Below are 26,640 nucleotides of genomic sequence, written 5' to 3'. Positions count from 1 at the left end.
TGGAAAAAGTTACGCACTTCTGTGGAAAAGAACTGTGGGCGTCCGTGGGAGGGCGAAGCCCTACTTTTGGCCTTCTTCCAGCCAAACGCCGGACGTACCCCGCCTGTGGCTGTCAACCAAGTGGGTATCGATGATCCCTACAGCTTCCATGAGCGCATACATGGTGGTGGGGCCAACGAACGCGAAGCCCTTCTTGCGGAGCGCCTTGGACAGAGCAAGCGATTCGGGCGAGGTGGTGGGGATTTCTGCGTAGGATCGGGGCGCAGGGGTGGTTTCCGGCTTGAAAGACCACACGAAGTCCACCAGCCCGCCCTCTGTCCTCAGGGCGATGGTGGCCTTGGCGTTGGTGATGGCGGCCTGGATCTTCAGGCGGTTCCTGACGATGCCTGCGTCCAGCATGAGCCGCTCGACATCCGCGTCTGTGAAAGCAGCGACGCTTTCAGGGTGGAAATCCAGGAAAGCCTTCCGGAAGGCATCCCGTTTCCGAAGAATGGTTGCCCATGACAAGCCGGCTTGGAAGGCTTCCAAGCTGATGCGCTCATACATTCCTTGCTCGTCCCGGACCGGCATGCCCCACTCGTGATCGTAGTAAGCCTGCATCAGGGGATCCGAGGCAGCCCACAACGGCCGCGCCAAGCCGTCCTGTCCGATGATGATGCCGGTTTCCTCCGTGGTCATGAATGCTCCTCTGCGGCCGTCCCGCGGACGCCAACCCTTGCTCTTGCCTTTAGGGACATTCTGCCCGTTACCTGTGACATTTTTGCCGCTGGGATCCAGTCGCTAGGACAACCCGGTGACACGCATGGTGATATTGATTCGTCCATGGGAGAGCCCACATCCTTCCGGACAGGTTCCGGGGAGGACCTTTGGGATGCCGTGATACGCAAACCTTGATGCTCCGCCGAAAACGAAAAGGTCCCCGGATTGGAGTTTGACGTCCGTATATGGCTTGGTCCGCGTCTGGGTGTTGCCGAAGCGGAAGAGGCACGTCTCCCCGATGCTGAGGGACACTACCGGAGCATCGGAACGTTCATCCTTGTCCTGATGCATCCCCATGGCGGCACCGCGATCGTAGAAGTTCACCAGTGCGGCATCGGGTGTGTAATTGCCAGCGAGTTCGCCGAGGGCCTCGTTGCCTTCCGGCCCCGACGAGTAAGCATCCGATACGGCCTTCCTGCCCAAGCGAACCATCCACTCCGGGAACTGGAGTACGGGCTGGCCGTTTACATCCGTAGCTTCCCGCGTGTAGCGGTAGGGCTGCCAATGCCAGCCAAGGCAAACGGTCCGGACAGACATCTGATGCCCTCCCGGCAGCGTGGCCGCACGCAGCGGCACCGGGCCTTTCGTCCATTCGCCAAAGCTTTGCACGATCCACCTCTGCTGCTCCAGGCTCAGCCAGCCGGGCACGTGCACGGCACCTGGAGCTATAACCCGAGGCGCGGCGTCGTGGGTGTCAGGTTGGATAACCGTCAACGGAAACAGGGCGTCCCCGCTCATGCTGCAGCCTCAAGCGTGAGGAGCCTTCGCTTCGCTGCCGTTCCGCCGAGGTAACCGCCGAAAGTGCCGTCGGACTTCACCACGCGGTGGCAAGGAACGATGACCGGCAGCGGGTTGGTGGCGCAGGCGGTTCCAACGGCGCGCACAGCTTTGGGGCTGCCGGCGGCCTGGGCCACCTGTGCGTAACTTTCGGTCCTTCCGTAGGCGATCTGCGGCAGGTGGTGGAGGACGTTGAGGCGGAACCCGCGTGCGAGCTGGAAATCCAAGGGAAGATTGAAATCTTTACGGGTGCCGCTGAAATACTCGTCCAATTGGCGGGCAGCGGCCTCAAGCCGAGATGGCGCATGCAGAATGCGGGGACTCACCGTGTTGGCCAACGACTGCAATACGGCCTCGTGGTTCTCAAGCTCGAACGCTACCCGCACCACGCCATGCTCCGTAGCCGCCAAAAGCAGCTTGCCCACAGGAGAGTCCACCACTGTGTAGGCGATGTCCAGGGAATGGCTTTCCTGTGCAGAGCGGACAAGCCTCGCATGGAGGCTGGCCAGGGCAGGCTCGATTCCGGCGTCGAGGGGTTGAAGTAGTGTGGCAACCGCGGCGCGGTCCGAAAGGGATTCAAGAGTCATCGGATTTCTCCTTTCGCCGATGCTGGGACGGATGATGTAGTCACGGCCGTGGAATGAACCAGGAGGGCTCGTACGGATTCGGGCTCGTCTCGGAGCATGGAACGGAGGGCTTTCACACCGTCGGACCCCGCACGTCGTGCGGCATCTGGTGTCCCGCCGAGAAATGACGCAATGTCCCTATATGGGAGGCCGGCCAAATAGTGGTAGGCCACTGCCTGGCGTTGTTTAGGTGGCAACTGCCCGACGGCGTTGAGTAGCTCCGCTTGGCTGTCACCCGGAATGCCAATTTTCGAAGGCCGCTCGGGTGGCTCATCGACAGGCAAAGCGCGCCGATTGCTGGAACGGATGAGGTCGATGCATTTCCGATGCGCAATAGTGACGAGCCAGGCCTCAAGGTTGGCATCTGCAGGGAGGGCGCCATAAGCCTGCAAAGCCGCAAGAAAGGTTTCGGACCAGGCGTCGTCGGCATCGTGAAGACCCACCACTGCACGGCATACCCGGAGCACAGTGCCGCCATGTTCCTGGACGACTGCTTCGAACGGCCTCTTGGTGTGGGCCTGCTGCCGGCGCTGCATCAGAAGAGCTTGCTCTGTTTCACGGCGGCAGGCTCTTCGAGCTCGAGGAGGAAGCGCTTGTTGCGCAGGCCACCCGCGTAGCCAGTGAGTTGCCCGTTGCGCCCCACCACGCGGTGGCACGGGATGATGATGCTGATGGGGTTTCGACCCACTGCGGACCCGACAGCCTGGGCCAGGTGGGGATCGCCCATCTCGAGAGCCAGTTCACCGTAGCTGATGGTTTCCCCAAAAGGAATGTGTTGGAGCCGCTCCCAGACCTTCTCTTGGAAGGCATTGCCCCGGGCTTCAAAGGGAACGTCGAAGTCGGTGCGCTTTCCTTCGAGATACTCCCCGAGTTCGCCCCGGGTCTGCTCGAAGAGTGGTTCCTCGATCCCTGCCGGGACGCCAAAGTAGTCCGGCGGAGGCATGTGCCAATGGCCTTCGTAAAAGATGCCCGTCAAAAACTCCCCACGGGCAGTCAGCGTCAGCTGCCCCAGCGGGGAATCCATGGTGGTGTGCCTGGTGTTCATATCCTGTAGACGTTCGCGGGCACCGAAATGTGAGGTGTGGGATTCCTAGGCGCGCCAGCGCGTGGTCATGAGGAATCCGACGATTGCGATGCCGAACCCAGCCACGATGTTCCACGAAGCCCAGTCCTGAACCGGGAACCGGCCCTCAGTGATATAGAACGTGATGATCCAGATCAGTCCAATGATCATGAGGCCAAACATGACCGGCTTGTACCAAACGGGATTCGGCTTGTTCTGCTGCGCGGCGGAAGTCTGCTGGGCCTGACGGGCAGGCCGCTTGCGGGGCTTGGACTCGGGCACGGATCCTCCTTGGCTGTTCGATTGAAACCCGATGCTGCCGGCCTTGGTATCCTGCAGGAAGGAAAAATTCCAGCGGTCAACGGCCACGCGGTGCTCCGGGTTGTTACTAGCTGTCAAGTCTAGCCGCAACCGGGGTAGGCCGGCGCCGCCCACGCCCTATACGAGGAGACCCTGTGGCGGACCAGCAGACGACGGCGGCTGCCGCCGTGCCGTCCGCCCAAGGGACGCAGGGAAAGCCTCCCAAGGCCCGGCGCACAGCTTCGGACGTTATCCGGAAAATCAGCCAGGTGCTGGGCGAGTTGCTCATCACCGCAGGCATTGTCCTCCTGCTTTTTGTGGGCTGGGAGCTGTGGTGGACCAACGTGGAGGCCGACGCCAAGCAGACCGAAGCCGTAAAGAGTTTTGCACAGGAATTTGCGGGACCGGTGACACCGGCTGCCAGCCAGGCTACGGATTACGGTCCGCCCGTCGTTGGGACAGCACCTGCCCACGGGAAAACGATCGGGATCATGTACATCCCGCGATTTGGTCCGGACTACACGCGGCCAATTATCGAGGGAACAGACCAGGATGTCCTGGACACACTGGGCCTGGGGCACTACGGAAACACCAGCATGCCCGGAGCCCTGGGCAATTTTGCCGTCGCAGGACACCGGCAAACGCACGGCGCTGTCCTGGATAACATCCACACCCTGGTCCCCGGGGACAAAATCTACGTCCAGACGCCAGATGGCTATTACACCTATGTCTTCCGCAACAACCAGATTGTGTTGCCCAGCCAAACCGACGTCCTGATGCCGGTCCCCACCCAACCCGGAGTCACGCCCCGTGAGAGCATCCTGACCATGACCAGTTGCAACCCGCGCTTCGGATCCCAGGAACGCATCATCGCCTATTCAGTCCTTGAGGGTTGGCAACCGGCCTCAGCGGGACCGCCGTCGGAAATCGCCACCCAAGTAGCCCAAGCCCAAGGAAAGGGGTAACGGATGTACGCCTGGATCTTTCGGAATTTGCCCGGCCCCTTGTGGGTGCGGATACTGACATCGGTGGCGCTTGTGGCCGTAGCCCTCGTCCTGATGGTGGAGTTCCTCTTCCCGTGGTTCTCACAATTCACTTCTTTGACCGACTCAACGATTGGTTTAGTGCAGCAGCCATGAGCTCAACAAAAATCCTCGTCGTGGACAACTACGACAGCTTCGTTTACACCCTGGTGGGCTACCTGCAAGAACTCGGCGCCGAGACAACCGTGGTCCGAAATGACGACGTGACACTCGCAGAAGCAAAAGAGCTTGCCGCAGCCCGTGACGGAGTCCTCATCTCTCCCGGTCCAGGAACGCCGGCAGAAGCCGGTGTTTGCATCGACCTCATCAAGTGGTGCGGCGAGGCCGCCAAGCCTATGTTCGGCGTCTGCCTTGGCCACCAGGCCCTTGCTGAAGCCTATGGCGGCGTGGTCACCCACGCGCCTGAGCTGATGCACGGCAAAACCTCGCCAGTGCAGCACGAAGGCAAGAGCGTCTTTGTCGGGCTTCCGTCGCCCGTTACGGCTACGCGCTACCACTCACTCGCTGCGGTTCGCGACTCGATCCCGGATGTCCTGGAGATCACAGCCGAGACCACCAACGGCGTGGTCATGGGCCTGCAGCACAAGACCGCTCCCCTCTGCGGTGTGCAGTTCCACCCGGAATCAGTCCTCACTGAAGGCGGCTACCAGATGCTGGGCAACTGGCTGGAGTCCCTTGGCATGACCGGCGCTGCCGAACGTGCTTCGAAGCTGAGCCCGCTGATCCAGCACTGACGTGTAGCGGCGGCTGAGGGGACGCGAGCCGTTAGTCCTTCTTGGTGGGTGTCGGCTTGGGGCTCGAGGTATCTGTTGGCGTAGGTGTGGGAGTTGGAGCCGGGGCTTTGGCTACCGTTACCGTAACTGTCTTGCCCTGATCCACTTCAGTATTGAAGGTTTCGCTTTGCGCCGTGACCTTGCCGGGGGTCACCTGGGAATTTTCCTGCTCCACCACGGCCATGACGAGGCCGTTTTCCTTCAAAAGCGCTTCGGCTTCCGACTGGGCAAGGCCTATCAGTTGGGGCATCAGCACTTTTCCGGAGGAGACCTGCAGCTCAACGTTGGAACCTGCGGCTATGGGCGCCCCGGGGGCTGGACCCGTGGTGATGACGAGTCCGATGGGAACCGTGGGGCTGTGCGTCCTCACGCTGGAGATGTTGCCCGTGATTCCCAGGCGCCGGAGGGTGTCGCGGGCGTCTGACTCGGTGCGGCCCACAATGTCTGCAGGGATAGTTACCGAGCTGGGACCGCTGGAGATGTTGAGGATGACTTCGGCGTTCTGTTCAAGCATGGAGCCCGCACTGGGCGCCGTGCCGATCGCCATGTCCTTGGCAACCTTGTCACTGGCCACACGTGCCGTTTTGGGGACCAGCTTTGCGGAGTAGAGCTCTTGCAGAGCCTGGGACTCCGACATGTTGGTCACCGAGGGAACCGCCACCTTGGCGGGTGTCGCGGGAGGCGCGTTGACGAGGCTGTAGATCCAGAATCCGGCGCCTGCGAGAACAAGGATAGTGAAGATTGCCAGCGTCGCCGCCCAAGTACGACGCCGGGACTTCTGGTGGGCGGACCGCTCCCGTTCGGGTGGGAGGTCCAGGGGAAGGGCTTCGTCCACCGGTTCCGCCATGGGGTCCTGGGTCGCGTCTTTGTAGTGCTCGACATCCAGGAATCCCACGGCTGTGGCGCTCAAGAGCTGGGTGTCCGGGTCTTCGGATGAAATGAGGTCGTTGGGGTCGGTAGGCGCCTCGCTGGTGGGGAGAGCGGGCACGGGGATGCCATTACTCGCGGCCCTGAGTGCCCGCCGGAAGGCAGCCGCATCCTGGAATCGGTCAGTCCGGCTCTTCTGCAGGGCCTTGGCAAGGACGGAATCCAAAGCCTCTGAAACTTCAGGGTTATGGACGCTGGGAAGGTCCGGTGTCTCCCGGACGTGCTGGTAGGCCACTGAAACCGGGCTGTCGCCTACGAATGGCGGCCGGCTGGTAAGCAGTTCATACAGAAGGCAGCCAGCAGAGTAGAGATCGCTGCGGGCATCAACGGTCTCCCCACGTGCTTGTTCGGGGGAAAGGTATTGGGCCGTTCCCACCACAGCCTGCGTCTGCGTCATGGTGGCAGCGGAGTCAGCCATGGCGCGGGCGATGCCGAAGTCCATGACCTTGACGTCCCCGGTATCGGCACAGACCATGACGTTGGCCGGCTTGATGTCGCGGTGCACAATGCCCGCCCGGTGGCTGTACTCCAGCGCCGCCAGCACGCCAAGGGTATAGCCGATGGAGTCTTCAACACCTAGTTCGTGCGCTTTGATCATGTCCCGCAGGGTCCGTCCTGCGACGAACTCCATCACGATGTATGGGACTCGTACGTCCTCACCCGGCCCACCCGGGACCGAGTACTCACCGGTATCGAAGATGGCCACGATGGAAGGGTGGTTCAGTGCCGCGACAGCCTGGGCCTCGCGTTTGAAACGGGCCTGGAACTGGGGATCGCGGGCCAGGTCAGCGCGCAGGACTTTGACTGCAATGGTGCGCCCCAGCAGCGTATCTGACCCACGGTAGACGTCTGCCATGCCACCACGGCCGATCAGGTCACCTAGTTCGTAGCGACCATTGAGGATGCGCTGCGAAGAGACAGGTGTGCTCTCCTCTCGGTGCGCTGGACCGGGCCGTGGCGTAGACATGGCGGCTACTTATTTGCTCGGGCTGCCGGAGCCGCTGGGGCTGGCGCTCGGGGACGTCGGATTGCTCGGTACAAGCGACTTGGACAGGTGGTATGTGACTACGGAACCAGCGGCAACCTTTGTTCCAGGCGCCGGCTCGGACCGTACGAAGGTGCCTGGTTTCTGGCCGACGGCACCATTGACGGGATCGCCCGGGACCCACCGCAGGTTCGCGGCTTCGATCAGTCCCCGGACCTCGTCTTCGCTGAGGCCGACACCGATGCTGGGCACGGACACCATTTCCGGACCCTTGGAGTACTGGACAGTGATCACTTCCCCTGGATCAACAGGACCGGTGGGGTTAAGGTCGGTTACCGTACCCACCGCGGCAGTGTTGAATACTTCCTGCCCGTTTACCTGCAGACCCAATCCAACAAGCTGGCTGCGGACAGTTTCAAAGGGTTGTCCAAGATACTCCTCGGGGATCAGGTTGATCTTCTGGGGAGTGGACTGCGTTGGTGTCGGCGAGGGGGCCTGGGACGTCTGCGTTGGGGTGGCCGATTGCGACGTTGGACTTGCGCTCCGGCTCGGGCTTGCAGATGTGGACTCGCTCGGACCGGGATTTGGCGAGAAGAAGCCCGACTGTGAAATCAGGAAACCAACCAGTGCGAACAGCACCAGCAGGATCAGGGCAACGAGTGGCCAAGTCCATGGGCTGCGCTTCTTGCGCTCCGGCTCGACGTCGTCGAAGTTGTCGTCATCGCTGTAGATAACGTCTTCTTCGTCGTTCAGCTGCCGCTCTGCCTCAAGTGCATTTGCCCGCGACAAAGGGTTGTCGGCGGAAGCGCCGGCAGCTCCAAGGGCAGCCCCGGCTGCGCCTCCAATAGCGGCGGTGGCGCCGATCACCGGAAGCGCGGAAGTCGACGTCGCGGTGTGCTCCTTGCCAAACGGCGAGGTAACGACGCCGGTGGGGGCCGTAGCGGTATTGACCGGTGCCGTGATGGGTCCAGTAGCGGCTTCGAAGAGAAGCATTCCCGGTACGGCGGCGTGGGCAGTGGTGATATCGCCGTTGCGGATAGCCTCCGCGGCCTCAGCCAGTTTGATGGCGTTGGCCGGACGGTTCTTGGGATCCTTGGCAAGCATGGACATCAAGAGGGCACGCACCGGAGTTGGCAGCGTCTCCGGAAGCGGAGGCGGAGCGTCGTTGACCTGTGCAAGGGCAATGGCGATCTGCGATTCACCGGAGAACGGACGGTGGCCGGTGAGGCATTCGTAACCGATGACGCCCAGCGAGTAGATGTCAGACGAGCCAGTGGCAGTTTGTCCTGTTGCCTGTTCGGGAGCAAGGTACTGGGCGGTGCCCATGACCTGGCCGGTCTGGGTCAGCGGGACCTGGTCAGCCAGGCGGGCGATACCGAAGTCGGTGACCTTGACGCGGTTGTCAGGCGTGATCAGCAGGTTGCCCGGCTTGATGTCGCGGTGGACCAGGCCCTGGGCATGTGCCACGGCCAGGGCGCGCGCCGTCTGGGAGATGATCGAAAGCGTCATGTCAGGCGACAGGACCTGCTCGCGCTCGAGGATGCCGCTCAACGGATGGCCCGGCACCAGTTCCATGACCAGGTAGGCAGAGCCGGCTTCTTCACCGTAATCGAAGACGTTGGCAATACCCACGTGGTTAAGGAGTGCCGTGTGGCGGGCTTCAGCGCGGAAACGCTGGAGGAAGCCTGGGTCCCCGGTGTATTCCTCCTTGAGTACCTTGATGGCAACGATCCTGCCCAGGATCTGGTCCTTGGCCTTCCAGACCTCGCCCATGCCGCCAATCGCAATGCGACTGGTCAGCTGGAACCTGCCGCCGAGTGTGATTCCCGAAGTAGGTCTCACTTATTCAACACCGCCTCAAAAATCTTCTTTGCGTTCGGACTGGTTAGCTTGGCGCCTGTGAGCACATCCACACCTTCCATGACGATGGTGACGGCCACTTGCGGATCGTTCGCCGGGGCGAACCCGGTGAACCAAGAGTTGTTCAAACCTGAATCGCCGAGCTCGGCGGTACCGGTCTTGCCGGCTACCTGGACCCCCGGGACGGCAGCGCCGCTGGCGATGCCGTTGGAGACCGCGCTGCTCATCCATTGGGTGATCTGGTTCGCGATGGGTTGGGTGGTGCTTGTACGGAGGGCCTCGGGCTTGAACTCGCTGATTACCCGGAGGTCCGGCGCCCGGACGGTCTTGATCAGATTGGGCTTCATCTGCACACCACCATTGGCAATTGCCGCCGTCATCAGGTTGATCTGCAGCGGAGTTGCCTTGACGTCGCGCTGGCCTACCGAGGATTGGGCAAGCTGCGCCTGGTCCAGATCCTTCGGGAAGACGCTGACGGCCTGCTGGAGCTTGAGCTGCTCGCCGAAGGTGTCTCCGAAGCCGAACTTCTCTGCCTGATCGCGGATCGCGTCCTGGCCGAGGTCCAGCGCGATGCTCGCAAAGGGAGTGTTGCAGGACTGTTCCAAGGCGAACGAGAACGTGGCCGTTTCACGGACGTTGCAGTTACCGCCAGCGTAGTTGGGCAGGCTCGCACTGGATCCAGGCAAAGGCAGGCTGCTGGGGTTCGGCAGTTCGCTGTCCTTGTTGTACTTGCCGGAATTCAAGGCTGCCGCAGTATCCACGAGCTTGAACACTGAGCCCGGAGACAGCAGATTACCCGTGGGCCCGCTGACATTCTGGTTCAAATTGATGCCAGGAATCTGGTTCAGCTGTGCGTAGTTCGCCGCTGCGGCGTTTCTGTCGTGGGTAGCGATCAGGTTGGGATCGTAGGAAGGCTTGGAAACCATGGCCAGGACGGCGCCTGTTTTCGGGTTGGTCACCACGATTGAGCCGCGTTGGCCTTCCGGAATAAGGTCATACGCAAGTTTCTGGATGGCGGGATCCAGCGTCAGCTCCACCGAAGCGCCCTTGGGCTCATTGCCCAGGAACATTTGGCTGACGCGGTCCAGGAACAGTTGGTCGGAATTGCCGGCCAACTGATCGCTGAGGGACTGTTCGAGCCCGGTGGAACCAAAGCCCCTGGAGAAGTATCCAGTGATGCCGGCATATAGTTCGGGCTGCGTGTACTTGCGTTGGAACGCGCAGGATTCGTTTCCCGCGACAGATTCCGCAATTGGCTTGCCGCCTACGATGATCGCCCCACGGTCATTGCAGAACGATGCCAGGATGGCCCGCTGGTTCCAAGGATTGGCGTTGAGATCGTCAGCGCCGATGACCTGGACGTAGCTGATGGCGCCGAAGATCAAGGCGAACATGGCGACGGCAGCCATCCACGAACTTCTAATTGCCTGGTTCATGGGTGCTTCACCGCTTCCGTGGGTGCGCCCGGTGTGGGTACGGCGGCCGACTTGCGGGCGGCCGGGTTGGTGCTGCTTGCAGGAGGTTTGTTGACCATCGGAGTGGTATCTATCGGCCCACGGGCCGTGTTGGAGATCATGAGCAGGAGGCCGACGATTATCCAGTTGGCCAAAAGCGAGGAACCACCAGCGGCCAGGAACGGCGTTGTGAGGCCCGTCAATGGGATGAGCCGGGTGACGCCGCCGATAACCACAAAGCACTGGAGCGCGATTGCGAAGGAGAGCCCGCAGGCCAACAACTTGCCGAACGCATCCCGGGTGCCCAATGCGGCACGGAAACCGCGCGTAAAGAGCAACAGGTACAGCATCACAACGGCGAACAGGCCAATAAGGCCCAGTTCTTCGCCAATGAGTGCCACGATCATGTCGCTGTTGGCGAAGGGCACCAGGTCCGGTCGGCCTTGGCCGAGGCCCGTGCCCACCAGGCCACCGTCAGCCATGCCGAACAAACCTTGGACGATCTGTCCACTGCCACCGGGCGACCTGCCAAAGACTTCGGGCGTGAAGGCATTGATCCAGCTGTCGATCCGGAAAGCAACGTGCGAGAAGATCTTCGAAGCGATGAAGCCGCCGCCAAGGATCAGGGCCAGCCCGATCACTACCCACGAGATGCGGCTTGTGGCGACGTAGATCATCACAATGAAGAGGCCGAAGAAAAGGACTGACGATCCGAGGTCGCGCTGGAATACGAGGACGCCAATGCTCACCAACCAGGCCGTGATCATGGGACCGAGGTCCTTGAACCGCGGGAACTGCATGGGGCCAATTTTCCGTCCCGCCAGCAGGATGAGGTCCCGGTTGGAGGAAAGATACCCGGCGAAGAATATTGCCAGTGTGATCTTGGCAATTTCACCTGGCTGGAACGTCATAGGGCCGATCCGGATCCACACGCTTGCGCCCAGAACTTCACCGGCAGAGATGCCCGGAACCAGCGGCAAAATCAGAAGGAATGCACTCGCTGCCAAGGAAATGTAGGTAAACCGGCGCAGGATGCGGTGGTCCTTGAGGAACCAAATCACGGCGATGGATACCGCCATGGCAATAAGCGTCCAACGGAGCTGATTATTACCGGTATCGTCCCCAGGCCCGTCCATGCGGTGGATCAAAGCGAGGCCGAGCCCGTTCAAGGCAACAACGATTGGAAGTATTACTGGGTCGGCATACTTGGCGCGCAGCCTCAACACGACGTGGAAGGCAAAGGCAGCGACAGCCAAGAGGCTCGACTGGAACCAGAAGTCGCTATCCAGTCCGCTTTCGGAATTGATGCTCACCAAAGCGCTGGCGCCGATGCCAACGGCAAGCGCAAGCACGATGAGCACGAGCTCAACATTGCGGCGCGGCTTGGGTGCGGTCTCAGTCTGGATCATTTTGCCGCCTCACAGGGAGTCGGTACGGGCGAAGGCGTGGGGCTGGCAATGGCCGCTGTACTTGGAATGGGAACACTTGTTGTCGCTGATGGAGTGGGGGAAGCGCTGGTGCTGGGACAGGTTCCTGACGTGCTGCCGTAGTTCTTCAGGTTCTCGACAATACGCTGCGCATCATCAAGGTCTCCGGCAGGAACGGTCTGCCGAACACTCTGTTGACCGTACTCGGGAAGGGACTCAACACGGAGGTCAGTGACAGCCTCAAGCCGGGACAGCTGGATGGGGCCGAGCCGCTGCGAAATGCCGTTGAAGATTGCTACACGGGAATCGTACTCGCCAACGTAATAGCGGGTCTGCGTCCAAGCGTAGCCAAGCCATAGGCCCACAACGACGCCGAGCACAACAACAGCAGCAACGGCGGGCATGAGCCAGTGAATGCGGCGTCTTGCCGGTTCTTCGACTTCCAGTCGGTCCTGCTCGGCTTTGTGGGTCAGGACCGTAGCCGCGCGTCGAGCAACGGTGCGGCCTGCCACCGTCGGGATTGATCCCGTTTCGGCAGCTGTAGCTGCAGCACCCACAAGCTCATGGGGACGGCTGGCGAGCTCTTCTCGAAGGACCTCAGCGGAAAGATGTTCACCCAGGTGGGGATCAGTAGTGGTGGGCGGCTCTTTGGAGGTTCCGTCGTCGTCAGCAGACTCAGCCTTCTCCGCGGTTGGGTCGCCATTGCTGAAGGATGAACCGGCATCGGCAACCTTGCCGTCATCGGGCGCTGTTGCCTTAAGCTCGCCCGGACTGGCGTTTGCGGGCTTGGTGGCGGAGGGACCTTCAGTCGGCTTATCTGCAGCAGATGATTCCGGCTCGTCCAGCGCGGCAAGCGCCGCGGGAGGAACGACGTCGACGGCGGCCGTGTTGACGTCGTCGTCGGTCTCCTCAACAATCTCCAGCACGACCACGGTGACGTTGTCCGGGGCGCCGGCTTCCAACGTGAGATTAACGAGGGTTTCCGCACATTCCCGAAGATCCTTGGTTTCCCGGAATACCCGCTCCACCACGTGCCCTGCCACATAGTTGAGGCCATCTGAGCAGAGCAACCAGCGTTCGCCCGGCTCGACGTCGAGGGCATCCAAGTCCAGTTCAGGGCTGGCGTCGACGTCACCCAGGACGCGCATCAGAACGTTTTTGTGGGGATGTGTTTCGGCTTCTTCGGGACGGAGCCGGCCTTCATCAATGAGGCGCTGAACAAAGGTGTGATCAATGCTGACTTGCTCGAACTTCTTGTTCCGCAGGCGGTAGGCCCGGGAATCGCCAATGTGGGCGAAATGCAGTTTGCGACCCTCAAGGAGCAGGGCGGTGACGGTGGTGCCCATGCCGGAGAGCTTGGGATTCTGATGCACCAGTTCAGACAGCAGCGAATTGGCGGTCTGGATCTCATCGGCGAGGATCGTGTCGGCGCCGTCCGAGTAATCATCATGATCGAGGTGGATCATGTCCAGCACCGTGGAAGCCGAGGCGACGTCTCCGCCGGCGTGACCGCCCATGCCATCGGCAACGACTGCCAGATGGCGGCCCACATATGCGGAGTCGTCATTCTTGGAGCGGATCCGTCCGACGTCGGATCGCGCGGCGTAGCGCATGATAAGTGGGCGCTCCGCCGGCGTTTCCTTGCCTTCCGGGGTCTCGGGAGAGGCCATGGACTACGGCCTCAATTCAATAACCGTCTTGCCGATTCTCACGGGAACGCCAAGCTCCACCGGCAGGGCACGGGTCAGCTGTTGATCGGCCAGGTAGGTGCCGTTGGTGGACCCGAGGTCCTCAATAAACCAGCGGCTGCCCTGCGGGAACAAGCGTGCATGCCGGCCGGAAGCGTAGTCGTCTTCCAGGACCAGGGTGGCTTCCTGCGCGCGGCCCAACAGGATGGGGCTCGCCGCCAAGGGAAGGGTGGTGCCTTTGAGCGGGCCTTCAGTGACCACCAAGTTGCGCGCATGTTGGATGGCAGGCGCCGGCGAAGAGGCCAGTTCGGGGTGCTTGCGGACCTCGCGTGCAGTGGGGGCTCCGGTCACTGCCTTGCGGCCGATCTGGAAGTCGCGGCGCATGGTGGACACGATGCTGAAGATCAAGACCCACAGCAACAGCAGGAAACCGAAGCGAAGTGCCGTGATGGTCAGTTCGCTGACGTCGTTCACGCGTGGCCACCCAGGGTCTGGGGGAGGAGGCGGAAAATGATCTTTGTACGTCCCATCGTGATGGTTGAGCCGTCAGTGAGCTCCACGCTGCCGTCCACCTTGTGCCCGTTGACGTAACTGCCATTGGTGGATCCAAGGTCAACGGCCCACGTGGTGCCGTTCTGGGTGCGGACCTCAAGGTGCTTCCTGGAAACCCCGGTGTCATCCACCAGGATGTCCGCTTCCGAAGAGCGGCCCAGCACGACCGACTGGGCATTGAGGGAATACCTTTGGCCGCCAATGTCCAGGACAGGCTGGAGTCGGGTGGGCTGCCGGGCGGGTGCAGCTGGAACATTTGGCCGTGGAGCCTGTGGTGCGGGAGCGGCGTCGTCGGAGGATTTCTCGGTCCGGGAAGTTATTTCGAAGTGTCCGGCGCGTTCCTCTTCATTTCGACGGAACGAAATCCGGACCGCGCCCTGGAGCGTGTAGCCCTGGCTGCGAACGTGCTGGATGACAACATCGCACAGTTCCTCTGCCAGCGGAGTCCCCCACTCCTGGGCGCGTCCGAAGTCTTCGTCGCTGAGGAGGACATCGAAAACATTGGGGGCGAGAGTGCGCCCGGCTGCGATGGTGATGGACTTGTTGTCCAGCTCGCGCCGTAGCTTGCTCGCGATTTCCACCGGCTCAACACGTGCCCGCGACCCCGTGGAGAAGACATTGCGGACAGCCTTTTCAATGCCGCGCTCGACTTTGTCCAGCAAACCCATGGTCCTTCTCCTTTCCTCGCCGCGGCACCCGCTGTGCCTGGTTCAATACTCGGTGCTTCGACCCGTCCACGCACACAGCAAAGTGAGCGCCGAACGGCCCTTCCACTTCCCGATACTACTGGGAGTGTCTGGGAATGGCCTTAATCCACAACGCCTTACGACGCGGAAAAGTTCGATTCCGGCCCGTCCTGACAGGGGAGCAAGGGCGTGAAATTTTCGTGCCGTTAAGCAGAAGTTGTGTGGGCTGGGACCTGCCAGCGGCGTTGTCCCCAGCCCCGTGGGGACTCGATTGGTGTTTTCTCTGGGATGTCCGTTATGCTTGATCTCGCTGCTTTTGAAGGAAACGAAGCTGGGAGACCGGTAGAACGTCCTGAAAAAGAAGTTGCGCGCGAGTGGCGGAACGGCAGACGCGCTGGCTTCAGGTGCCAGTATCCGAAAGGGTGTGGGGGTTCAAATCCCCCCTCGCGCACGCAATTGAAAGAGCCCCGGTCTTAGGATCGGGGCTCTTTTGTTTTGCCGGGTGCCTGACTCTCAGCCGCGCGGCGAACCCTTGAACCGGCGTCGTGAATTGCTTAGGTGCAAGCGCATGGCAGCCGAGGCAGCCGCTGGGTCGGCATCGGCGATGGCCGCGTATATAGAGGAGTGCTCGTGGACCACTTGCTCGAAGCGTTCCCGGGAGTCCTCCTCGTCACTGGCCAGGAGGCGTGTGCGCGGCATGGTGATCATCGTTTGGCCGAGCGCACTGATGCAGTCCGTATAAAAGGGATTGCCTGAGGCAGCAGCCACGGCCCGGTGGAACTCGAAGTCAGCCTTCATGGAATGCGCCGGGTGGCCGGAACTTGCCGTGAACTGCTCCAAGGCGCCGTGCACGGCCTTTAATTGATGCTCCGTGTGATTCAGGGCGGCCAACGCCGCGGCTTCAGTCTCCACACCGATCCTGAAGTCGAGCATCTGCAGCCGGTCTTCCATGCTGACAACCGGCCTCGTGCCCGGAGCCTGAAGAAGGCCATCCGATGGCGGGGTCAGTGCGAAGCTGCCCCGCCCACGCTCGGTTTCGACAAGTCCCTCCGCCTGCAAACGGGTCAGGGCGGAGCGAACCACTGTCCGGCTGACGCCGTATTCGCTGATGAGGGTGTTTTCGCTGGGGAGTTTCTCACCTGGCTGGATGACGCCGTCGACGATGCGGTTGCGAAGGTCGGCGGCGAGATCCGCAGTCAGGTTTCGGCTCATGGGTTCAAGATTACGCGCCGAATTCCACGGATTCGGTGGTCCACGTACGAGCCTGCCCGCTCAGCGTCACGCCGAGTCCGGGGCGGTCCGGGACGATCATGCGGCCGTTCTTGGTCTCGAGGCGTTCCTCGAACAATGGATCCAGCCAATCGAAGTGCTCTACCCATGGCTCGCGCGGATAGGCAGCAGCCAGATGGAGGTGGATCTCCATGGCGAAGTGCGGAGCCAGGCCAAGGCCACGTTCGTCGGCAAGGGCTGCAAGGCGCAGGAACTGGGTGATGCCGCCAACGCGTGGTGCGTCGGGCTGAATGATGTCGCAACTGTTGGCGTTGATAAGGCCCTTGTGTTCCGCAACGGAGGCCAGCATCTCGCCTGTGGCGATGGGCGTGTCCAAAACATGGGCAAGGTGCGCGTGACCCTCAAAATCGTAGGCGTCCAGCGGTTCTTCGATCCAGATGAGGTTGAATTCCTCAAGTTGGCGACCCATACGCAGGGCAGTAGCCCGGTCCCACTGTTGGTTGGCGTCCACCATGAGCGGTACGTCCCAGCCGATGTGTTCGCGGACGCCGGCCACGCGGCGAAGGTCTTCCTTGGAATCCGGGAGGCCAACCTTGATCTTGATACCGCCGATGCCTTCTTCGATGGACTGCGTTGCGCGTGCCTTAACCTCTTCCAATGTGGCGTTGAGGAAGCCTCCGGAGGTGTTGTAGGTCTGCACGGAGTCGCGATAGGAGCCCAGCAGCTTGGCCAGGGGGAGTCCGGCGCGCTTGGCTTTGAGATCGTAAAGTGCGATGTCTATTGCTGCCAGGGCCTGGGTTGCAACGCCTGAGCGGCCCACTGAAGCTCCCGCCCAGAGAAGCTTGGTGTAGATCCTGCCGATGTCGTTGGGGTCCTCGCCAATTATGCCCTCCGCGACCTCCTTCGCGTGGGCGTACTGGGCCGGACCACCAGCGCGTTTTGAATAGCTGAATCCGATGCCGCTGTGGCCCTGCTCCGTAGTGATCTCGGCGAAGAGGAACACGACTTCGGTCATCGGCTTCTGACGGCCCGTGAAGACCTTGGCGTCGCTGATGGGCACGGTGAGGGGCAAACGGGCCGTTGACAGCTTGATGTGTCGAATGAGATCTACGGGGCTCATGGGTTCTCCTAAGGGGCGGGCATCATTGCCTGAAACTTAGGATACAAGTTATCGACTTGTACTACAAGGAATGTTTGGTGGGAAACTTATCGCCGCAACGCCCCGAACCCGCTGATCAGAGCCTCAAGCCCGAGGGTAAAAGCAACGTCCGTGGGCCGCGCATGCTGTTCCAAGGCGAGCCTGTCGACGGCGGCGGTGAAATTGGGTACCTGGTCCGCGAGAGAACCGGCGTCGAAGATGTCTTCCGGCGCAGTGACGTCATAAGCGGCCCCAAAGACGAAGGCCTCCAAGGCAACAATCGCTGAAATGATCTTCTCTTCCGGGAAGCCGGCGTCGCGGAATCCCGCGGTCACGGCCTCGTACATGGCCAGGGTCTTCGGGGCATTCGCGACAGGCAGCACCGCAATGACGGGGATCAGCGGTGTGTGCTCCGAGAACACGTCCCGGTAGGACCACGCCCAGCGGCGCACAGCCACATCCCACGGTTCCACACCAAAAGCGGACACATCAACCATCGCGGCCAAGTGGTCCTCTACAAGCAAGAGCACGTCGTCCTTGGATGCGACGTGGTTATAGAGGGCGGATGGCGCAACGCCGAGTGAGCGTGCCAGGGCTGCCATGGTGAGTCCGTCGTAACCCTTGCTGCTGATTAACTCCAGGGCCGCCGTCGTGATGCCGTTCTGGTCCAGGATGCGTGCCATGGGCCGTCCGGCGCGCCGCCGCGCCTTGCTGGCAGAAGCGGGGGCAACGCCCGGCTCGGGTTCGGGAGCGGGTGTGGGTGCGGGCATCGGAAGCCTTTCTGCTGCCTGTATCTCCAGCATTATTCCATCGGGTCTTCCCAGTCTCTGACTTGGCCGCTATTATCAAGTGTAAATGAACGCCATTCATTTATTGGTCAGCCATCACGGACGGCCACGGAGAGGACATCATGCAGAATCTTGATCGCGACGTTGTGATCGTCGGTGCCGGACCGTCAGGGTTGACGGCGGCACGTGAATTGAAGAAGGCCGGACTCAGCGTTGCAGTGCTTGAAGCACGCGACCGCGTGGGTGGCCGAACCTGGACCGACACGATCGACGGCGCCATGCTGGAAATCGGCGGCCAGTGGGTTTCCCCGGACCAGACGGCCCTCATGGACCTGCTGGACGAGCTCGGGCTCAAAATGTATTCGCGCTACCGCGACGGCGAGTCCGTTTACATTGGCGCCGACGGCAAACGCGTCCAGTACACGGGCGACACCTTCCCCGTAAATGAGCACACCAAGGCCGAGATGGACAAGCTCGTTGCCATCCTGGACGGGCTCGCCGCGGAGATCGGACCCACCGAGCCCTGGGCGCACCCCAAGGCCCGCGAACTGGACACCATCTCCTTCCACCACTGGCTCCGCCAGAACTCCAACGACGAGGAAGCCTGCAATAACATCGGGCTCTTCATCGCCGGCGGGATGCTCACCAAGCCCGCCCACGCGTTCTCTGCGCTGCAGGCCGTCCTCATGGCCGCTTCCGCGGGCTCCTTCACCCACCTGACGGACGAAGACTTCATCCTGGACAAGCGCGTTATTGGTGGCATGCAGCAGGTTTCGCTGCTCCAGGCAGCCGAGCTGGGTTCCGACGTCGTCCTTAACAGCCCGGTTCGCACCATCAACTGGGACCTCGACCGCGTGACGGTTGAGTCTGAGCGAGCCACGGTGAACGCGCGGTATGTCATCATGGCGGTGCCGCCCAACCTGTACTCGCGCGTTTCCTTCAACCCGCCGCTGCCGCGCCGCCAGCACCAGATGCACCAGCACCAGTCGCTGGGCTTGGTCATCAAGGTTCACGCTGTGTACAGCACGCCGTTCTGGCGCGAAGCAGGCCTCTCCGGCACCGGTTTCAGCGCCGGCGCCTTGGTGCAGGAGGTCTACGACAACACCAACCACGGCGATTCCCGCGGTACCTTGGTGGGCTTCATTTCCGATGAAAAGGCCGACGCCGTGTTCGAGCTCAGCGCCGAAGACCGCAAGAAGGCCGTCCTTGAGTCGATTGCCGGCTTCCTCGGCGACAAGGCCCTGACCCCTGAGGTCTACTACGAATCGGACTGGGGCTCTGAGGAATGGACCCGAGGCGCCTACGCATCCAGCTATGATCTGGGCGGCCTGCACCGCTACGGCAAGGACCAGCTCGCGAACGTGGGGCCGATCTACTGGTCCTCGTCCGATCTCGCGGCAGAGGGCTACCAGCACGTGGACGGCGCAGTCCGGATGGGGCAGGCAACCGCAGCCCGCATCGTCGAGGCAAACAAGTTGAGCGCGCTGCCGGTCGGCTAGTACCCACGCCGAGATGGCACTTAACACCCATGTTTCCGCGTGGGATTGGTGTTAAGTGTCACCTCGGCGCGCTTAGTCCGGACTTCGGCGCGGGTTGTCTGGACGTCGGCACGCCTGCCGCTCGCTCCGCTTCAATGAGTGCGTGGGCAAGACGCTCGACGGCGGCCTGGTAGTCGGTCCCGGCTGTCACCCTGCAGCGCTCAGCCTCCCGCATAGCGCGGGCAAGTGCTGCCGTCTCGGCCGTTCTGACGTCCGTCATGGCTGGGAAGTCTATTGCCTGCCCGGGATCGAGTTCGTAGCGCTGCCACTGCTGGAGGACGCTCGCGTGGCGGGCGGCAGCTTCCGCAAAACCAGGCCGACGCCGGGGCTCAGCTGAGTGGAGACGCTCCACCCTGCGGCTGGTCGCCAGCGTTGCTGCTGCAGTGGCCATCGCGACGAAGACCATGATCAGTCCGGCCGGCGCCCATTCCACTGCGGGAACCACGATGGCCGGAAGAATCACCACCAGGCCCGCGAAGAGATCCCAGAAGATCGTGTCCGGTTCCGGGCCGCGCCCATGCGTGAGTTTTCTGTGGAGGACGAACGTGGTTGCCGCTGTTGCGAGCACCAAGGCTACGCCCCACAGGAGCATCATGGCGGGCATTTGACCACCTCCAGGCGAGTACGCGCTGCTGTGATTTCAGTATGCGCCAGAGTGTTTCCGGGCGACACCTCCCTCCGGACAATTCACCGCTCCGCGGGCGTAGCCTAGGCACCATGAGACTGAAAATGTGCAGCATCCACGTCAAGGACCCCGCTACGGCCCACGCTTTCTATACGGAAACGCTTGGCTTCGAAACCTTGATGGCCATGCCCGAGTACAACCTCTTCATCATCAAGGATCCCGGCGCAGATAACACTTCCGTGGGGCTCCTGCTGGAACCCAGTGACAACCCGATCGGCGCCAATTACATGAACGCGTTGCATGAGGCAGGGTTGGCAGCAATCACCTTTGGCGTGCCCGACGTCCAGGCTGAATATGAGCGTCTGCTGGACGCCGGTGTGACGTTCCAGGGCGAACCCAGTGAGGATTTCTCCGGGATCAGCGCGGTCTTCGACGATGGGTGCGGGAACTTCGTCCAACTCCACCAGGACTAGTTAAACACCCGTGGCCCTTAAGCAGCTGTGGCCGGGACCAAAGGGTCCCGGCCACAGTCAAGCTCAAACTACGCGTGATCGCGCTTTGACGTCTTCGGGGCATCGCGCTTGGCCGCTGCGTTGTCCTTGGCTTCCTTGGTGGCTGCCTTCTTCGCAGCTTCGTCCTTGACCCGCTGGGCCTCGGCGCGGACTGCAGCGTGGGTGGCGCGCTCCACAACCAACCACTGGGGCGGAGCTTGCAGCAGCTCGGTGATTTCCGCCGTCGTGAGTGCTTCTTCGACGCCGCCGCGGGCAAGGCCGCTGATGGAGACGTTCAGCTTCTGCGCCACCACAGGGCGCGGGTGCGGGCCGTTGCGGCGGAGCTCGGCGAGCCACTCCGGCGGGTTGGCCTGGAGTTCGGCGAATTCTTCGCGGGAGATGGACGAATCCTGGAACTCCTGGGGTGTCGCTGGCAGGTAGATGCCGAGTTTCTTGGCAACGGTTGCCGGTTTCATGGACTGGGAGTTCGAGGACGTCATGCTTCAAGGGTATCTGGCCGGTACTGTGAGTGTGTGCCAGCCGCTGAAGAATCCACCCAAACAACCGAGCCCCCCACCGAGCTTCGCTTCGCTTATGTTGCGGGTGTGACCCCTGGGAAATGGATCCGGCGATGGGAAGAGCGGATGCCGGACGTCCCGTTGCACGCGTTCATGTCCGACGACGGCGAGCAGCTTTCGGTTTTGCGCGACGGTTCCGCTGACCTTAGCTTTGTTCGGTTGCCCGTGGACAAGGAAGGCCTGAACGTCATTCCCCTCTATGAGGAGCAGCCGGTGGTGGTCGCGCCCAAGGGGCACGAGATCTCCGTGTTTGAAGAAGTAGCTCTGCGGGACCTGTCCGAGGAGAACTTCCTGGACGTGGAGGAAATGGGGGGGCCGGATATGGCTTTGCAGGTGGTGGCTTCCGGGGCCGGACTGGCCATCCTGCCGATGTCAGTCGCCCGGCACCTGAATAACAAACAGACCGTGATGCGCCTTTTAACAGGCGCTCCCGGAACGCAGATTGGCCTCGCTTGGCTTGCTGGTACGGATAGTCCGGTGATCGAGGAGTTTATCGGGATTGTGCGCGGCCGGACTGCGCAGAGTTCACGCCAGCCGTCCGCCCAGCAGGAGAAGCCGAAGAAGGCGCCCAAGCCGGATCGTCGCGGGGGCGGCGCCAAGAAGCCTGCCGTCGCGCAGCGATATGCGCCGAATCCTGATAAAGGCCGCGGCAAGGGTTCGCGCAAGAAGGGCAAGCGCTAATTATTCATCGTGGATGGTGGCCTGCTGCTGCTCTGACCGGTTGAGGTAGGCGAGCAGAAGGTCCCCGGCGCGCTCCAGGTCGCCGGATTCGAGTGCCGAGCAAATCTGCTCGTTTTCCTTGAGCCAGTCGCTGTAGAAGTGCGCGTTCATGGTGGCCTTGTGGAAGTACAGGCGCATCTCGGCGAGTACTTGGGCCATGATCGTGTTCAGCCTCCCGCTTTCGGCCAGGGCAACGATCGCCCCATGGAAATGCTGGTTGGCACTCCCCAGGCCCTCGTTGTCATTGGCGGCTGCTGCGCGTTTTCCCTCCTCGACGGCGGCCCTGACGGCGGCAATGCGCTCGGGGGAACCGCCGGCACGGATGGAACTGACCTCAATCGCGCGGCGGACAGTATAGACATCGTGGATGTCCCCTGCTTCAAGCGTGGCGACGTACACGCCCCGGTTGGGGTGACGGACCAGGAGCCGTTCGCTGGCTAGTTCCGCGAAGGCTTCACGGACGGTGTTGCGGGAAACGCCCAAGTCCTCGGCGATGGTTGCTTCCGTGAGCTTGGCACCTGGCACGAGGAAGCCTTCGGCCAGCTGGTAGCGCAGTTCCTCGGCAACCCTCTCCGCAACCGAAGGCACCCGAAGGCGCATACGGGCGCCGGCGCTGTCGATGCCAGTTCTTTCGCTGGATTCCTGATCTGCACTGGCCATGGCACCAAAATTACACGATTGCCAAAAATTAGGATCGCTGGATTGTTGAACAATCCGGTAATCTGGTGCATCCTTGATGTAACGCACATCACGAGGCAGGAATCACACCATGGCAGTCATCGACCTGAACAGCGACGTCGGCGAGTCCTTCGGACGTTGGACGCTGGGCGACGACGCAGCCATGTTCGAATCCGTTTCCAGTGCCAACGTTGCGTGCGGATTCCACGCTGGCGACCCCAGCGTTATCCGCAGCACCTGCAAGAAGGCGGCTGCGGCCGGCGTCGTGATCGGCGCCCATGTCGGGTACCGGGACCTTGCAGGATTCGGCCGCCGCTTCCTGGACATTGACCCCAGGGAACTGGCAGACGATGTGGTTTACCAGATCGGCGCCCTGCAAGCACTGGCGGCCACGACGGGTGCGAGCGTCCAATACGTGAAGCCCCACGGCGGTCTCTACAACGCGATCGTCACGCACACCGCTCAGGCAAAGGCCGTGGTTGAGGCTGTGAAATCAGTCGATCCCAACCTTCCGATCCTCGGTCTCCCCGGTTCCGAAGTCCTCCGTCTTGCAGATGCAGCCGGACTTCGTGGAGTTTCCGAAGCTTTCGCGGACCGCGCCTACAACCCGGACGGAACCCTCGTCCCACGAACCCAAGCAGGCGCCGTCCTTCACAATCCCGCCGAAGTGGCGGAGCACGTTGTGCGGATGGCCACCGAACAGTCCGTCAGGACCATCGATGGTTCCATCCTGAAGATCCGCGCAGAGAGCATCTGCGTGCATGGTGACTCACCAGGAGCCGTCGCGATGGCTACCGCGGTGAAGTCCGCTCTCGACGACGCCGCCGTCAGCATCGGCTCGTTCCTCTAAATCCCCAAGCTTGAGCACAACCCCCTCATCCCCCCGGAGGAAACCATGACCAGCACCAACGCAGCCAAGGCCGTGACAAGGAAGCCACCGGCCGGCGCCCTCAAGGCTTACGTAGCCAGCCTCACCGGCACATCGCTTGAGTATTACGACTTCGCCATCTACTCCGTGGCTTCGGCCCTGGTGTTCCCGAAGATCTTCTTCCCCGGCAACGATGAGTTCGTTGCACTACTGCTCTCCTTCTCAGCCTTTGCCGTGGGCTACTTGGCCCGTCCAATCGGTGGTGTCATCTTTGGCCGCTTGGGCGACAAGATTGGCCGCAAGTACGTCCTGGTATTCACGCTCGTACTTATCGGACTCGCGACCGTCCTCATCGGTGCGCTGCCCGATTACTCAGTGATCGGCGTGGCCGCACCCACCATCCTGGTGCTTCTTCGCCTCGCCCAAGGCATCGGCGTCGGCGGAGAATGGGGCGGAGCGGTTCTGCTGTCCAGCGAATTCGGCGATCCCAACAAGCGTGGCTTCTGGTCCTCCGCTGCCCAGATCGGCCCACCCGCAGGCAACCTGATGGCCAACGGCGTGCTCGCCATCCTTGCTGCTTCGTTGAGTAACGAGGCCTTCCTCTCTTGGGGCTGGCGCGTCGCCTTTCTCGCCTCCGCACTCCTGGTGGGCTTTGGTCTGATCATCCGCCTCAAGCTCGAAGAAACCCCCGTCTTCAAGGCAATTCAGGCCCACGGCGAACGACCCAAAGCGCCCATCAAGGAGGTCTTCACCACCGAACCCAAGGCCTTGGTTTCGGCAGCGCTGTCCCGGGTCTGCCCTGACGTTCTCTACGCGCTGTTCACGGTGTTTGTTGCGGTGTACGCCACCAAGCAACTTGGCATGACCACGGGCAATGTCCTGGCTGCCATTCTCATCGGTTCCGCATTCCAGCTGTTCCTCATTCCGTTGGCCGGCGCCCTGACCGACCGATTCAACCGCCGCCTTGTTTACGGCGTCACGGCCGCCGCTACGGCCGTCTATATTCCCCTGTTCTTCCTCATGATCCAGGGCAAGTCAGTGGTTATGTTGACCATCGGCACAGTGATCGGTCTGGCACTCCACGCCTTCATGTATGGCCCGCAGGCCGCCTTCATCACGGAGCAGTTCCCCGCCCGCCTGCGCTACGCCGGTAGCTCCTTGGCTTACACACTCGCCGGCGTGATTGGTGGAGCCGTCGCGCCCATCATCTTCACGGCTCTCTATGGTGCGGCCTCCGGTGGCTGGTATTTGATCGCCGGGTACCTCGTCCTGACCGCAGTTGTCACGATCGTGGGTATGGTCCTGGGTCGGGATCCGAAGCCTGAAGAAGACGTTCGCCTGCTTCAGGGGTCGGCCGCCTAATTGGCGACGAAGCGGATGATGGAGACCGTGATGCAAACGACCACCGCGAAGCAATCGGCTACAGCGAAGCAATCGGCTACAGCGAAAAGGGTCCGCTCCGTGCGACCCGTCGGCACCCGTGCCGTCCTTGCGGAGCTGGATGGGCTGCAGGACGTACTGGCCCTGCAGGACATGCTCTACAAGTCTCCGCTCCCGGGCCAGGTAGACGTCCTGGCAGCTGCCGAAACAGTGATGGTCGTTGGCGAATCCGCTGCGGCAACGCGCGCCATCGGCGCCCGTTTGCTCGAACTGGAACTCACCGCGACCGAGGTTACTGACTCCGGGCTGGTGGTCATCGATACCGTGTACGACGGCGATGACCTCGCCGACGTGGCGGAACTCACCGGGCTGAGCGTGGAGGGCGTCATTGCGGCCCACACAGGCCAGATCTGGACTGTTGCATTCGCAGGCTTCGCTCCCGGATTCGGCTACATGGTGGGCGAGAATGAAGTCCTCACGGTTCCCCGCCGCTCTTCACCGCGCACGGCTGTTCCTGCTGGATCCGTGGCCCTCGGCGGCCAGTACTCGGCTGTCTATCCCCGGCGTTCTCCCGGCGGTTGGCAGCTGATTGGCCGAACGGGAGCCCGGATGTGGGACCTCGACCGTCCCCAACCGGCCCTGGTTCGGCCCGGCGACAGGGTGCAGTACCGCGCTGTTCGGGAGGTTGTCACGGCCAGTGCGGAGCATCAAGCTGAACCCGAGGCTGATCACCACACGGACTCCGGCCTGAAGATCCTCAACCCCGGGGCGCAGAGCCTTATCCAGGATCTGGGCCGGAGAGGCTACGGGGCCTTGGGGGTCTCGGCGGCCGGTGCCTTGGACCGGGCATCCCTGCGCCGCGCCAACCGCCTCGTCGGCAACAGCTCGTCGGCTGCCGCCATCGAGACCGTCAACGGTGGGCTGACCGTGGAAGCGGTCGGTGACCAGGTGATTGCCGTGACAGGGGCGCCTACCAGCCTCACAGTCCGGTCGCCGTCGTCGGCTGAATTTGAGGAGTCTGACGGCGACGCCCAGGACGCCCTGCGCAGCGTCCCGATTGCTGCTCCATTCGCGTTGCTGGACGGTGAAGTGCTTAGCCTCGGACCGCCCGAGGCGGGGTTCCGGAACTACGTCGCAATCCGCGGTGGCATCGCGGTTCCCGAAGTCCTGGGGAGTCGTTCAGCCGACACGATGTCCGGGATCGGACCTGCCCCGTTGGTGATTGGGCAGGAGCTCCCGACGGGCGATGCCACGGATTCAACGGCCGTTGGAAGCCCGGAGTTGCAACCGGATTTCCCAGGTACCGGTGTGACTGTGCTCGAGGTGGTTCCGGGACCCCGTGCTGATTGGTTCGATCAATCGGCCATCGAGTCCCTAACAAGCCAGGAATGGCTGGTCACACCCCAGTCCAACCGCGTCGGCATGCGATTGGACGGTACTCCTCTCCAGCGCGCCCGCGAGGGTGAACTTCCCAGTGAGGGGACTATGGCCGGCGCCCTCCAGATCCCGCCCGCCGGCCTCCCCGTTTTGTTCTTGGCCGACCATCCCATCACCGGCGGTTACCCCGTGATCGGCGTGGTTCGCGACGAACACCTTGACCTTGCCGGGCAGGTCCCCATAGGCGGACGGATCCGGTTCCGGATGGTCCCCGATTCCCCCGACTTCACCAAGACCCCAGAGAAGTGA

General features: G+C 62.1%; 27 protein-coding genes and 1 tRNA gene. 9 read left to right on the top strand and 19 right to left on the bottom strand.

Annotation, left to right across the window (positions count from 1 at the left end; genetic code table 11):
- Positions 1-60 precede the first annotated feature (60 nt).
- The 6 genes from AB4Z15_RS16580 to AB4Z15_RS16555 all read right to left on the bottom strand — a co-directional run bounded on the left by AB4Z15_RS16580 (position 61) and on the right by AB4Z15_RS16555 (position 3,507).
- Positions 61-678, bottom strand: a complete 618-nt coding sequence (locus AB4Z15_RS16580; protein ID WP_442005241.1) for a DNA-3-methyladenine glycosylase I — start codon at positions 676-678, stop codon at positions 61-63.
- Positions 679-780: 102 nt separating this feature from the next.
- Entirely contained in the window at positions 781-1,497 is a 717-nt protein-coding gene (locus tag AB4Z15_RS16575) for an alpha-ketoglutarate-dependent dioxygenase AlkB family protein (RefSeq protein WP_442018156.1), read from the bottom strand.
- Positions 1,494-2,123 (bottom strand): methylated-DNA--[protein]-cysteine S-methyltransferase, encoded by a 630-nt coding sequence (locus AB4Z15_RS16570; RefSeq protein WP_442018155.1) that lies wholly within the window; start codon positions 2,121-2,123, stop codon positions 1,494-1,496. Before AB4Z15_RS16570 ends, AB4Z15_RS16575 begins: the two co-directional genes overlap by 4 nt.
- A complete protein-coding gene (locus tag AB4Z15_RS16565) occupies positions 2,120-2,698 on the bottom strand; it encodes an RNA polymerase sigma factor (RefSeq protein ID WP_442018154.1) in 579 nt (192 codons plus the stop codon). The genes AB4Z15_RS16570 and AB4Z15_RS16565 overlap by 4 nt, the downstream gene beginning before the upstream one ends.
- The gene (locus tag AB4Z15_RS16560) at positions 2,698-3,207 is read right to left on the bottom strand and encodes a methylated-DNA--[protein]-cysteine S-methyltransferase (RefSeq protein ID WP_442018153.1); all 510 of its coding nucleotides are present in this window, start codon (positions 3,205-3,207) and stop codon (positions 2,698-2,700) included. Before AB4Z15_RS16560 ends, AB4Z15_RS16565 begins: the two co-directional genes overlap by 1 nt.
- 45 nt (positions 3,208-3,252) lie before the next feature.
- Positions 3,253-3,507, bottom strand: coding sequence for a cell division protein CrgA (locus tag AB4Z15_RS16555; RefSeq protein ID WP_442018152.1), 255 nt, complete (start codon positions 3,505-3,507; stop codon positions 3,253-3,255).
- Between the two features lie 158 nt (positions 3,508-3,665).
- Here AB4Z15_RS16555 and AB4Z15_RS16550 point away from each other — a divergent pair, with 158 nt between their 5' ends.
- Together AB4Z15_RS16550 and AB4Z15_RS16545 are read left to right on the top strand one after the other, a co-directional pair.
- The gene (locus AB4Z15_RS16550; protein WP_442018168.1) at positions 3,666-4,490 is read left to right on the top strand and encodes a class E sortase; all 825 of its coding nucleotides are present in this window, start codon (positions 3,666-3,668) and stop codon (positions 4,488-4,490) included.
- Between the two features lie 170 nt (positions 4,491-4,660).
- Positions 4,661-5,302, top strand: a complete 642-nt coding sequence (locus tag AB4Z15_RS16545) for an aminodeoxychorismate/anthranilate synthase component II (RefSeq protein ID WP_224094520.1) — start codon at positions 4,661-4,663, stop codon at positions 5,300-5,302.
- A gap of 31 nt (positions 5,303-5,333) precedes the next feature.
- Here AB4Z15_RS16545 and pknB read toward each other — a convergent pair whose 3' ends face one another.
- Genes pknB through AB4Z15_RS16510 form a run of 7 tightly spaced genes read right to left on the bottom strand, consistent with a single transcriptional unit; the run spans position 5,334 to position 14,902 of the window.
- Complete coding sequence (pknB, locus tag AB4Z15_RS16540; protein WP_442018151.1) at positions 5,334-7,235, bottom strand: Stk1 family PASTA domain-containing Ser/Thr kinase; 1,902 nt, start codon at positions 7,233-7,235, stop codon at positions 5,334-5,336.
- A gap of 9 nt (positions 7,236-7,244) precedes the next feature.
- On the bottom strand, positions 7,245-9,095 hold the full coding sequence (locus AB4Z15_RS16535; RefSeq protein WP_442018150.1) for a protein kinase domain-containing protein: 1,851 nt from the start codon (positions 9,093-9,095) through the stop codon (positions 7,245-7,247).
- Positions 9,092-10,549: a penicillin-binding transpeptidase domain-containing protein gene (locus AB4Z15_RS16530; protein WP_442018149.1), complete on the bottom strand. Its 1,458-nt coding sequence runs from the start codon at positions 10,547-10,549 to the stop codon at positions 9,092-9,094. Before AB4Z15_RS16530 ends, AB4Z15_RS16535 begins: the two co-directional genes overlap by 4 nt.
- Complete coding sequence (locus tag AB4Z15_RS16525) at positions 10,546-11,976, bottom strand: FtsW/RodA/SpoVE family cell cycle protein (protein ID WP_442018148.1); 1,431 nt, start codon at positions 11,974-11,976, stop codon at positions 10,546-10,548. The genes AB4Z15_RS16530 and AB4Z15_RS16525 overlap by 4 nt, the downstream gene beginning before the upstream one ends.
- Positions 11,973-13,664 carry a protein phosphatase 2C domain-containing protein gene (locus AB4Z15_RS16520; protein WP_442018147.1) on the bottom strand — a complete coding sequence of 564 codons (1,692 nt, stop codon included), beginning with the start codon at positions 13,662-13,664 and terminating at the stop codon, positions 11,973-11,975. Before AB4Z15_RS16520 ends, AB4Z15_RS16525 begins: the two co-directional genes overlap by 4 nt.
- A 3-nt stretch (positions 13,665-13,667) precedes the next feature.
- Complete coding sequence (locus tag AB4Z15_RS16515; RefSeq protein WP_442005230.1) at positions 13,668-14,156, bottom strand: FHA domain-containing protein FhaB/FipA; 489 nt, start codon at positions 14,154-14,156, stop codon at positions 13,668-13,670.
- Positions 14,153-14,902 carry an FhaA domain-containing protein gene (locus AB4Z15_RS16510; RefSeq protein ID WP_442005229.1) on the bottom strand — a complete coding sequence of 250 codons (750 nt, stop codon included), beginning with the start codon at positions 14,900-14,902 and terminating at the stop codon, positions 14,153-14,155. Before AB4Z15_RS16510 ends, AB4Z15_RS16515 begins: the two co-directional genes overlap by 4 nt.
- A gap of 386 nt (positions 14,903-15,288) precedes the next feature.
- On the opposite strand from AB4Z15_RS16510, the gene AB4Z15_RS16505 reads away from it, so the two are divergent.
- Positions 15,289-15,371: transfer RNA gene (locus AB4Z15_RS16505), tRNA-Leu, on the top strand.
- 62 nt (positions 15,372-15,433) lie between these two features.
- On the opposite strand, the gene AB4Z15_RS16500 is transcribed toward AB4Z15_RS16505, so the two are convergent.
- The 3 genes from AB4Z15_RS16500 to AB4Z15_RS16490 all read right to left on the bottom strand — a co-directional run bounded on the left by AB4Z15_RS16500 (position 15,434) and on the right by AB4Z15_RS16490 (position 18,091).
- The gene (locus tag AB4Z15_RS16500) at positions 15,434-16,132 is read right to left on the bottom strand and encodes a FadR/GntR family transcriptional regulator (protein WP_442018146.1); all 699 of its coding nucleotides are present in this window, start codon (positions 16,130-16,132) and stop codon (positions 15,434-15,436) included.
- A gap of 10 nt (positions 16,133-16,142) precedes the next feature.
- Positions 16,143-17,270: an L-talarate/galactarate dehydratase gene (locus tag AB4Z15_RS16495; RefSeq protein WP_442018145.1), complete on the bottom strand. Its 1,128-nt coding sequence runs from the start codon at positions 17,268-17,270 to the stop codon at positions 16,143-16,145.
- Positions 17,271-17,356: 86 nt separating this feature from the next.
- A complete protein-coding gene (locus AB4Z15_RS16490) occupies positions 17,357-18,091 on the bottom strand; it encodes a TetR/AcrR family transcriptional regulator (RefSeq protein ID WP_442018144.1) in 735 nt (244 codons plus the stop codon).
- 80 nt (positions 18,092-18,171) lie between these two features.
- On the opposite strand from AB4Z15_RS16490, the gene AB4Z15_RS16485 reads away from it, so the two are divergent.
- Entirely contained in the window at positions 18,172-19,575 is a 1,404-nt protein-coding gene (locus AB4Z15_RS16485; RefSeq protein WP_442018167.1) for a flavin monoamine oxidase family protein, read from the top strand.
- Positions 19,576-19,633: 58 nt separating this feature from the next.
- Here AB4Z15_RS16485 and AB4Z15_RS16480 read toward each other — a convergent pair whose 3' ends face one another.
- A complete protein-coding gene (locus AB4Z15_RS16480) occupies positions 19,634-20,218 on the bottom strand; it encodes a hypothetical protein (protein ID WP_442018143.1) in 585 nt (194 codons plus the stop codon).
- 113 nt (positions 20,219-20,331) lie between these two features.
- On the opposite strand from AB4Z15_RS16480, the gene AB4Z15_RS16475 reads away from it, so the two are divergent.
- Positions 20,332-20,712, top strand: coding sequence for a VOC family protein (locus AB4Z15_RS16475; protein ID WP_442018142.1), 381 nt, complete (start codon positions 20,332-20,334; stop codon positions 20,710-20,712).
- A gap of 68 nt (positions 20,713-20,780) precedes the next feature.
- Here the strand turns inward: AB4Z15_RS16475 and AB4Z15_RS16470 are convergent, their stop codons facing one another.
- Positions 20,781-21,230: a DUF5997 family protein gene (locus AB4Z15_RS16470; protein WP_223935217.1), complete on the bottom strand. Its 450-nt coding sequence runs from the start codon at positions 21,228-21,230 to the stop codon at positions 20,781-20,783.
- A gap of 33 nt (positions 21,231-21,263) precedes the next feature.
- On the opposite strand from AB4Z15_RS16470, the gene AB4Z15_RS16465 reads away from it, so the two are divergent.
- Positions 21,264-21,989, top strand: coding sequence for a LysR family transcriptional regulator substrate-binding protein (locus AB4Z15_RS16465; protein WP_442018141.1), 726 nt, complete (start codon positions 21,264-21,266; stop codon positions 21,987-21,989).
- Here AB4Z15_RS16465 and AB4Z15_RS16460 read toward each other — a convergent pair whose 3' ends face one another.
- The gene (locus AB4Z15_RS16460) at positions 21,990-22,688 is read right to left on the bottom strand and encodes a GntR family transcriptional regulator (protein ID WP_442018140.1); all 699 of its coding nucleotides are present in this window, start codon (positions 22,686-22,688) and stop codon (positions 21,990-21,992) included. It abuts the gene before it with no gap.
- Between the two features lie 109 nt (positions 22,689-22,797).
- On the opposite strand from AB4Z15_RS16460, the gene AB4Z15_RS16455 reads away from it, so the two are divergent.
- From AB4Z15_RS16455 to AB4Z15_RS16445, 3 genes are read left to right on the top strand one after another with little or no spacing between them, the layout of a single operon-like run.
- The gene (locus AB4Z15_RS16455) at positions 22,798-23,556 is read left to right on the top strand and encodes a LamB/YcsF family protein (RefSeq protein WP_442005221.1); all 759 of its coding nucleotides are present in this window, start codon (positions 22,798-22,800) and stop codon (positions 23,554-23,556) included.
- A gap of 45 nt (positions 23,557-23,601) precedes the next feature.
- The gene (locus tag AB4Z15_RS16450; RefSeq protein ID WP_442018139.1) at positions 23,602-24,936 is read left to right on the top strand and encodes an MFS transporter; all 1,335 of its coding nucleotides are present in this window, start codon (positions 23,602-23,604) and stop codon (positions 24,934-24,936) included.
- 18 nt (positions 24,937-24,954) lie between these two features.
- On the top strand, positions 24,955-26,640 hold the full coding sequence (locus AB4Z15_RS16445; RefSeq protein ID WP_442018166.1) for a 5-oxoprolinase/urea amidolyase family protein: 1,686 nt from the start codon (positions 24,955-24,957) through the stop codon (positions 26,638-26,640).

The sequence above is a fragment of the Paenarthrobacter sp. 2TAF44 genome (genome assembly GCF_052114885.1).
Taxonomy (GTDB): Bacteria; Actinomycetota; Actinomycetes; order Actinomycetales; family Micrococcaceae; genus Arthrobacter.
Note: the sequence above shows the minus strand (reverse complement) of the source record. Positions and strands in the feature narration are given on the sequence as shown.

What these genes read in the sequence shown, in the direction of transcription:
- AB4Z15_RS16580 (WP_442005241.1), bottom strand. Translation starts at nt 678, where the DNA reads ATGACCACGGAGGAAACCGGCATCATCATCGGACAGGACGGCTTGGCG.
- AB4Z15_RS16575 (WP_442018156.1), bottom strand. Translation starts at nt 1,497, where the DNA reads ATGAGCGGGGACGCCCTGTTTCCGTTGACGGTTATCCAACCTGACACC.
- AB4Z15_RS16570 (WP_442018155.1), bottom strand. Translation starts at nt 2,123, where the DNA reads ATGACTCTTGAATCCCTTTCGGACCGCGCCGCGGTTGCCACACTACTT.
- AB4Z15_RS16565 (WP_442018154.1), bottom strand. Translation starts at nt 2,698, where the DNA reads ATGCAGCGCCGGCAGCAGGCCCACACCAAGAGGCCGTTCGAAGCAGTC.
- AB4Z15_RS16560 (WP_442018153.1), bottom strand. Translation starts at nt 3,207, where the DNA reads ATGAACACCAGGCACACCACCATGGATTCCCCGCTGGGGCAGCTGACG.
- AB4Z15_RS16545 (WP_224094520.1), top strand. Translation starts at nt 4,661, where the DNA reads ATGAGCTCAACAAAAATCCTCGTCGTGGACAACTACGACAGCTTCGTT.
- pknB (WP_442018151.1), bottom strand. Translation starts at nt 7,235, where the DNA reads ATGTCTACGCCACGGCCCGGTCCAGCGCACCGAGAGGAGAGCACACCT.
- AB4Z15_RS16530 (WP_442018149.1), bottom strand. Translation starts at nt 10,549, where the DNA reads ATGAACCAGGCAATTAGAAGTTCGTGGATGGCTGCCGTCGCCATGTTC.
- AB4Z15_RS16525 (WP_442018148.1), bottom strand. Translation starts at nt 11,976, where the DNA reads ATGATCCAGACTGAGACCGCACCCAAGCCGCGCCGCAATGTTGAGCTC.
- AB4Z15_RS16520 (WP_442018147.1), bottom strand. Translation starts at nt 13,664, where the DNA reads ATGGCCTCTCCCGAGACCCCGGAAGGCAAGGAAACGCCGGCGGAGCGC.
- AB4Z15_RS16510 (WP_442005229.1), bottom strand. Translation starts at nt 14,902, where the DNA reads ATGGGTTTGCTGGACAAAGTCGAGCGCGGCATTGAAAAGGCTGTCCGC.
- AB4Z15_RS16500 (WP_442018146.1), bottom strand. Translation starts at nt 16,132, where the DNA reads ATGAGCCGAAACCTGACTGCGGATCTCGCCGCCGACCTTCGCAACCGC.
- AB4Z15_RS16495 (WP_442018145.1), bottom strand. Translation starts at nt 17,270, where the DNA reads ATGAGCCCCGTAGATCTCATTCGACACATCAAGCTGTCAACGGCCCGT.
- AB4Z15_RS16490 (WP_442018144.1), bottom strand. Translation starts at nt 18,091, where the DNA reads ATGCTGGAGATACAGGCAGCAGAAAGGCTTCCGATGCCCGCACCCACA.
- AB4Z15_RS16480 (WP_442018143.1), bottom strand. Translation starts at nt 20,218, where the DNA reads ATGCCCGCCATGATGCTCCTGTGGGGCGTAGCCTTGGTGCTCGCAACA.
- AB4Z15_RS16475 (WP_442018142.1), top strand. Translation starts at nt 20,332, where the DNA reads ATGAGACTGAAAATGTGCAGCATCCACGTCAAGGACCCCGCTACGGCC.
- AB4Z15_RS16470 (WP_223935217.1), bottom strand. Translation starts at nt 21,230, where the DNA reads ATGACGTCCTCGAACTCCCAGTCCATGAAACCGGCAACCGTTGCCAAG.
- AB4Z15_RS16460 (WP_442018140.1), bottom strand. Translation starts at nt 22,688, where the DNA reads ATGGCCAGTGCAGATCAGGAATCCAGCGAAAGAACTGGCATCGACAGC.
- AB4Z15_RS16455 (WP_442005221.1), top strand. Translation starts at nt 22,798, where the DNA reads ATGGCAGTCATCGACCTGAACAGCGACGTCGGCGAGTCCTTCGGACGT.
- AB4Z15_RS16450 (WP_442018139.1), top strand. Translation starts at nt 23,602, where the DNA reads ATGACCAGCACCAACGCAGCCAAGGCCGTGACAAGGAAGCCACCGGCC.
- AB4Z15_RS16445 (WP_442018166.1), top strand. Translation starts at nt 24,955, where the DNA reads ATGGAGACCGTGATGCAAACGACCACCGCGAAGCAATCGGCTACAGCG.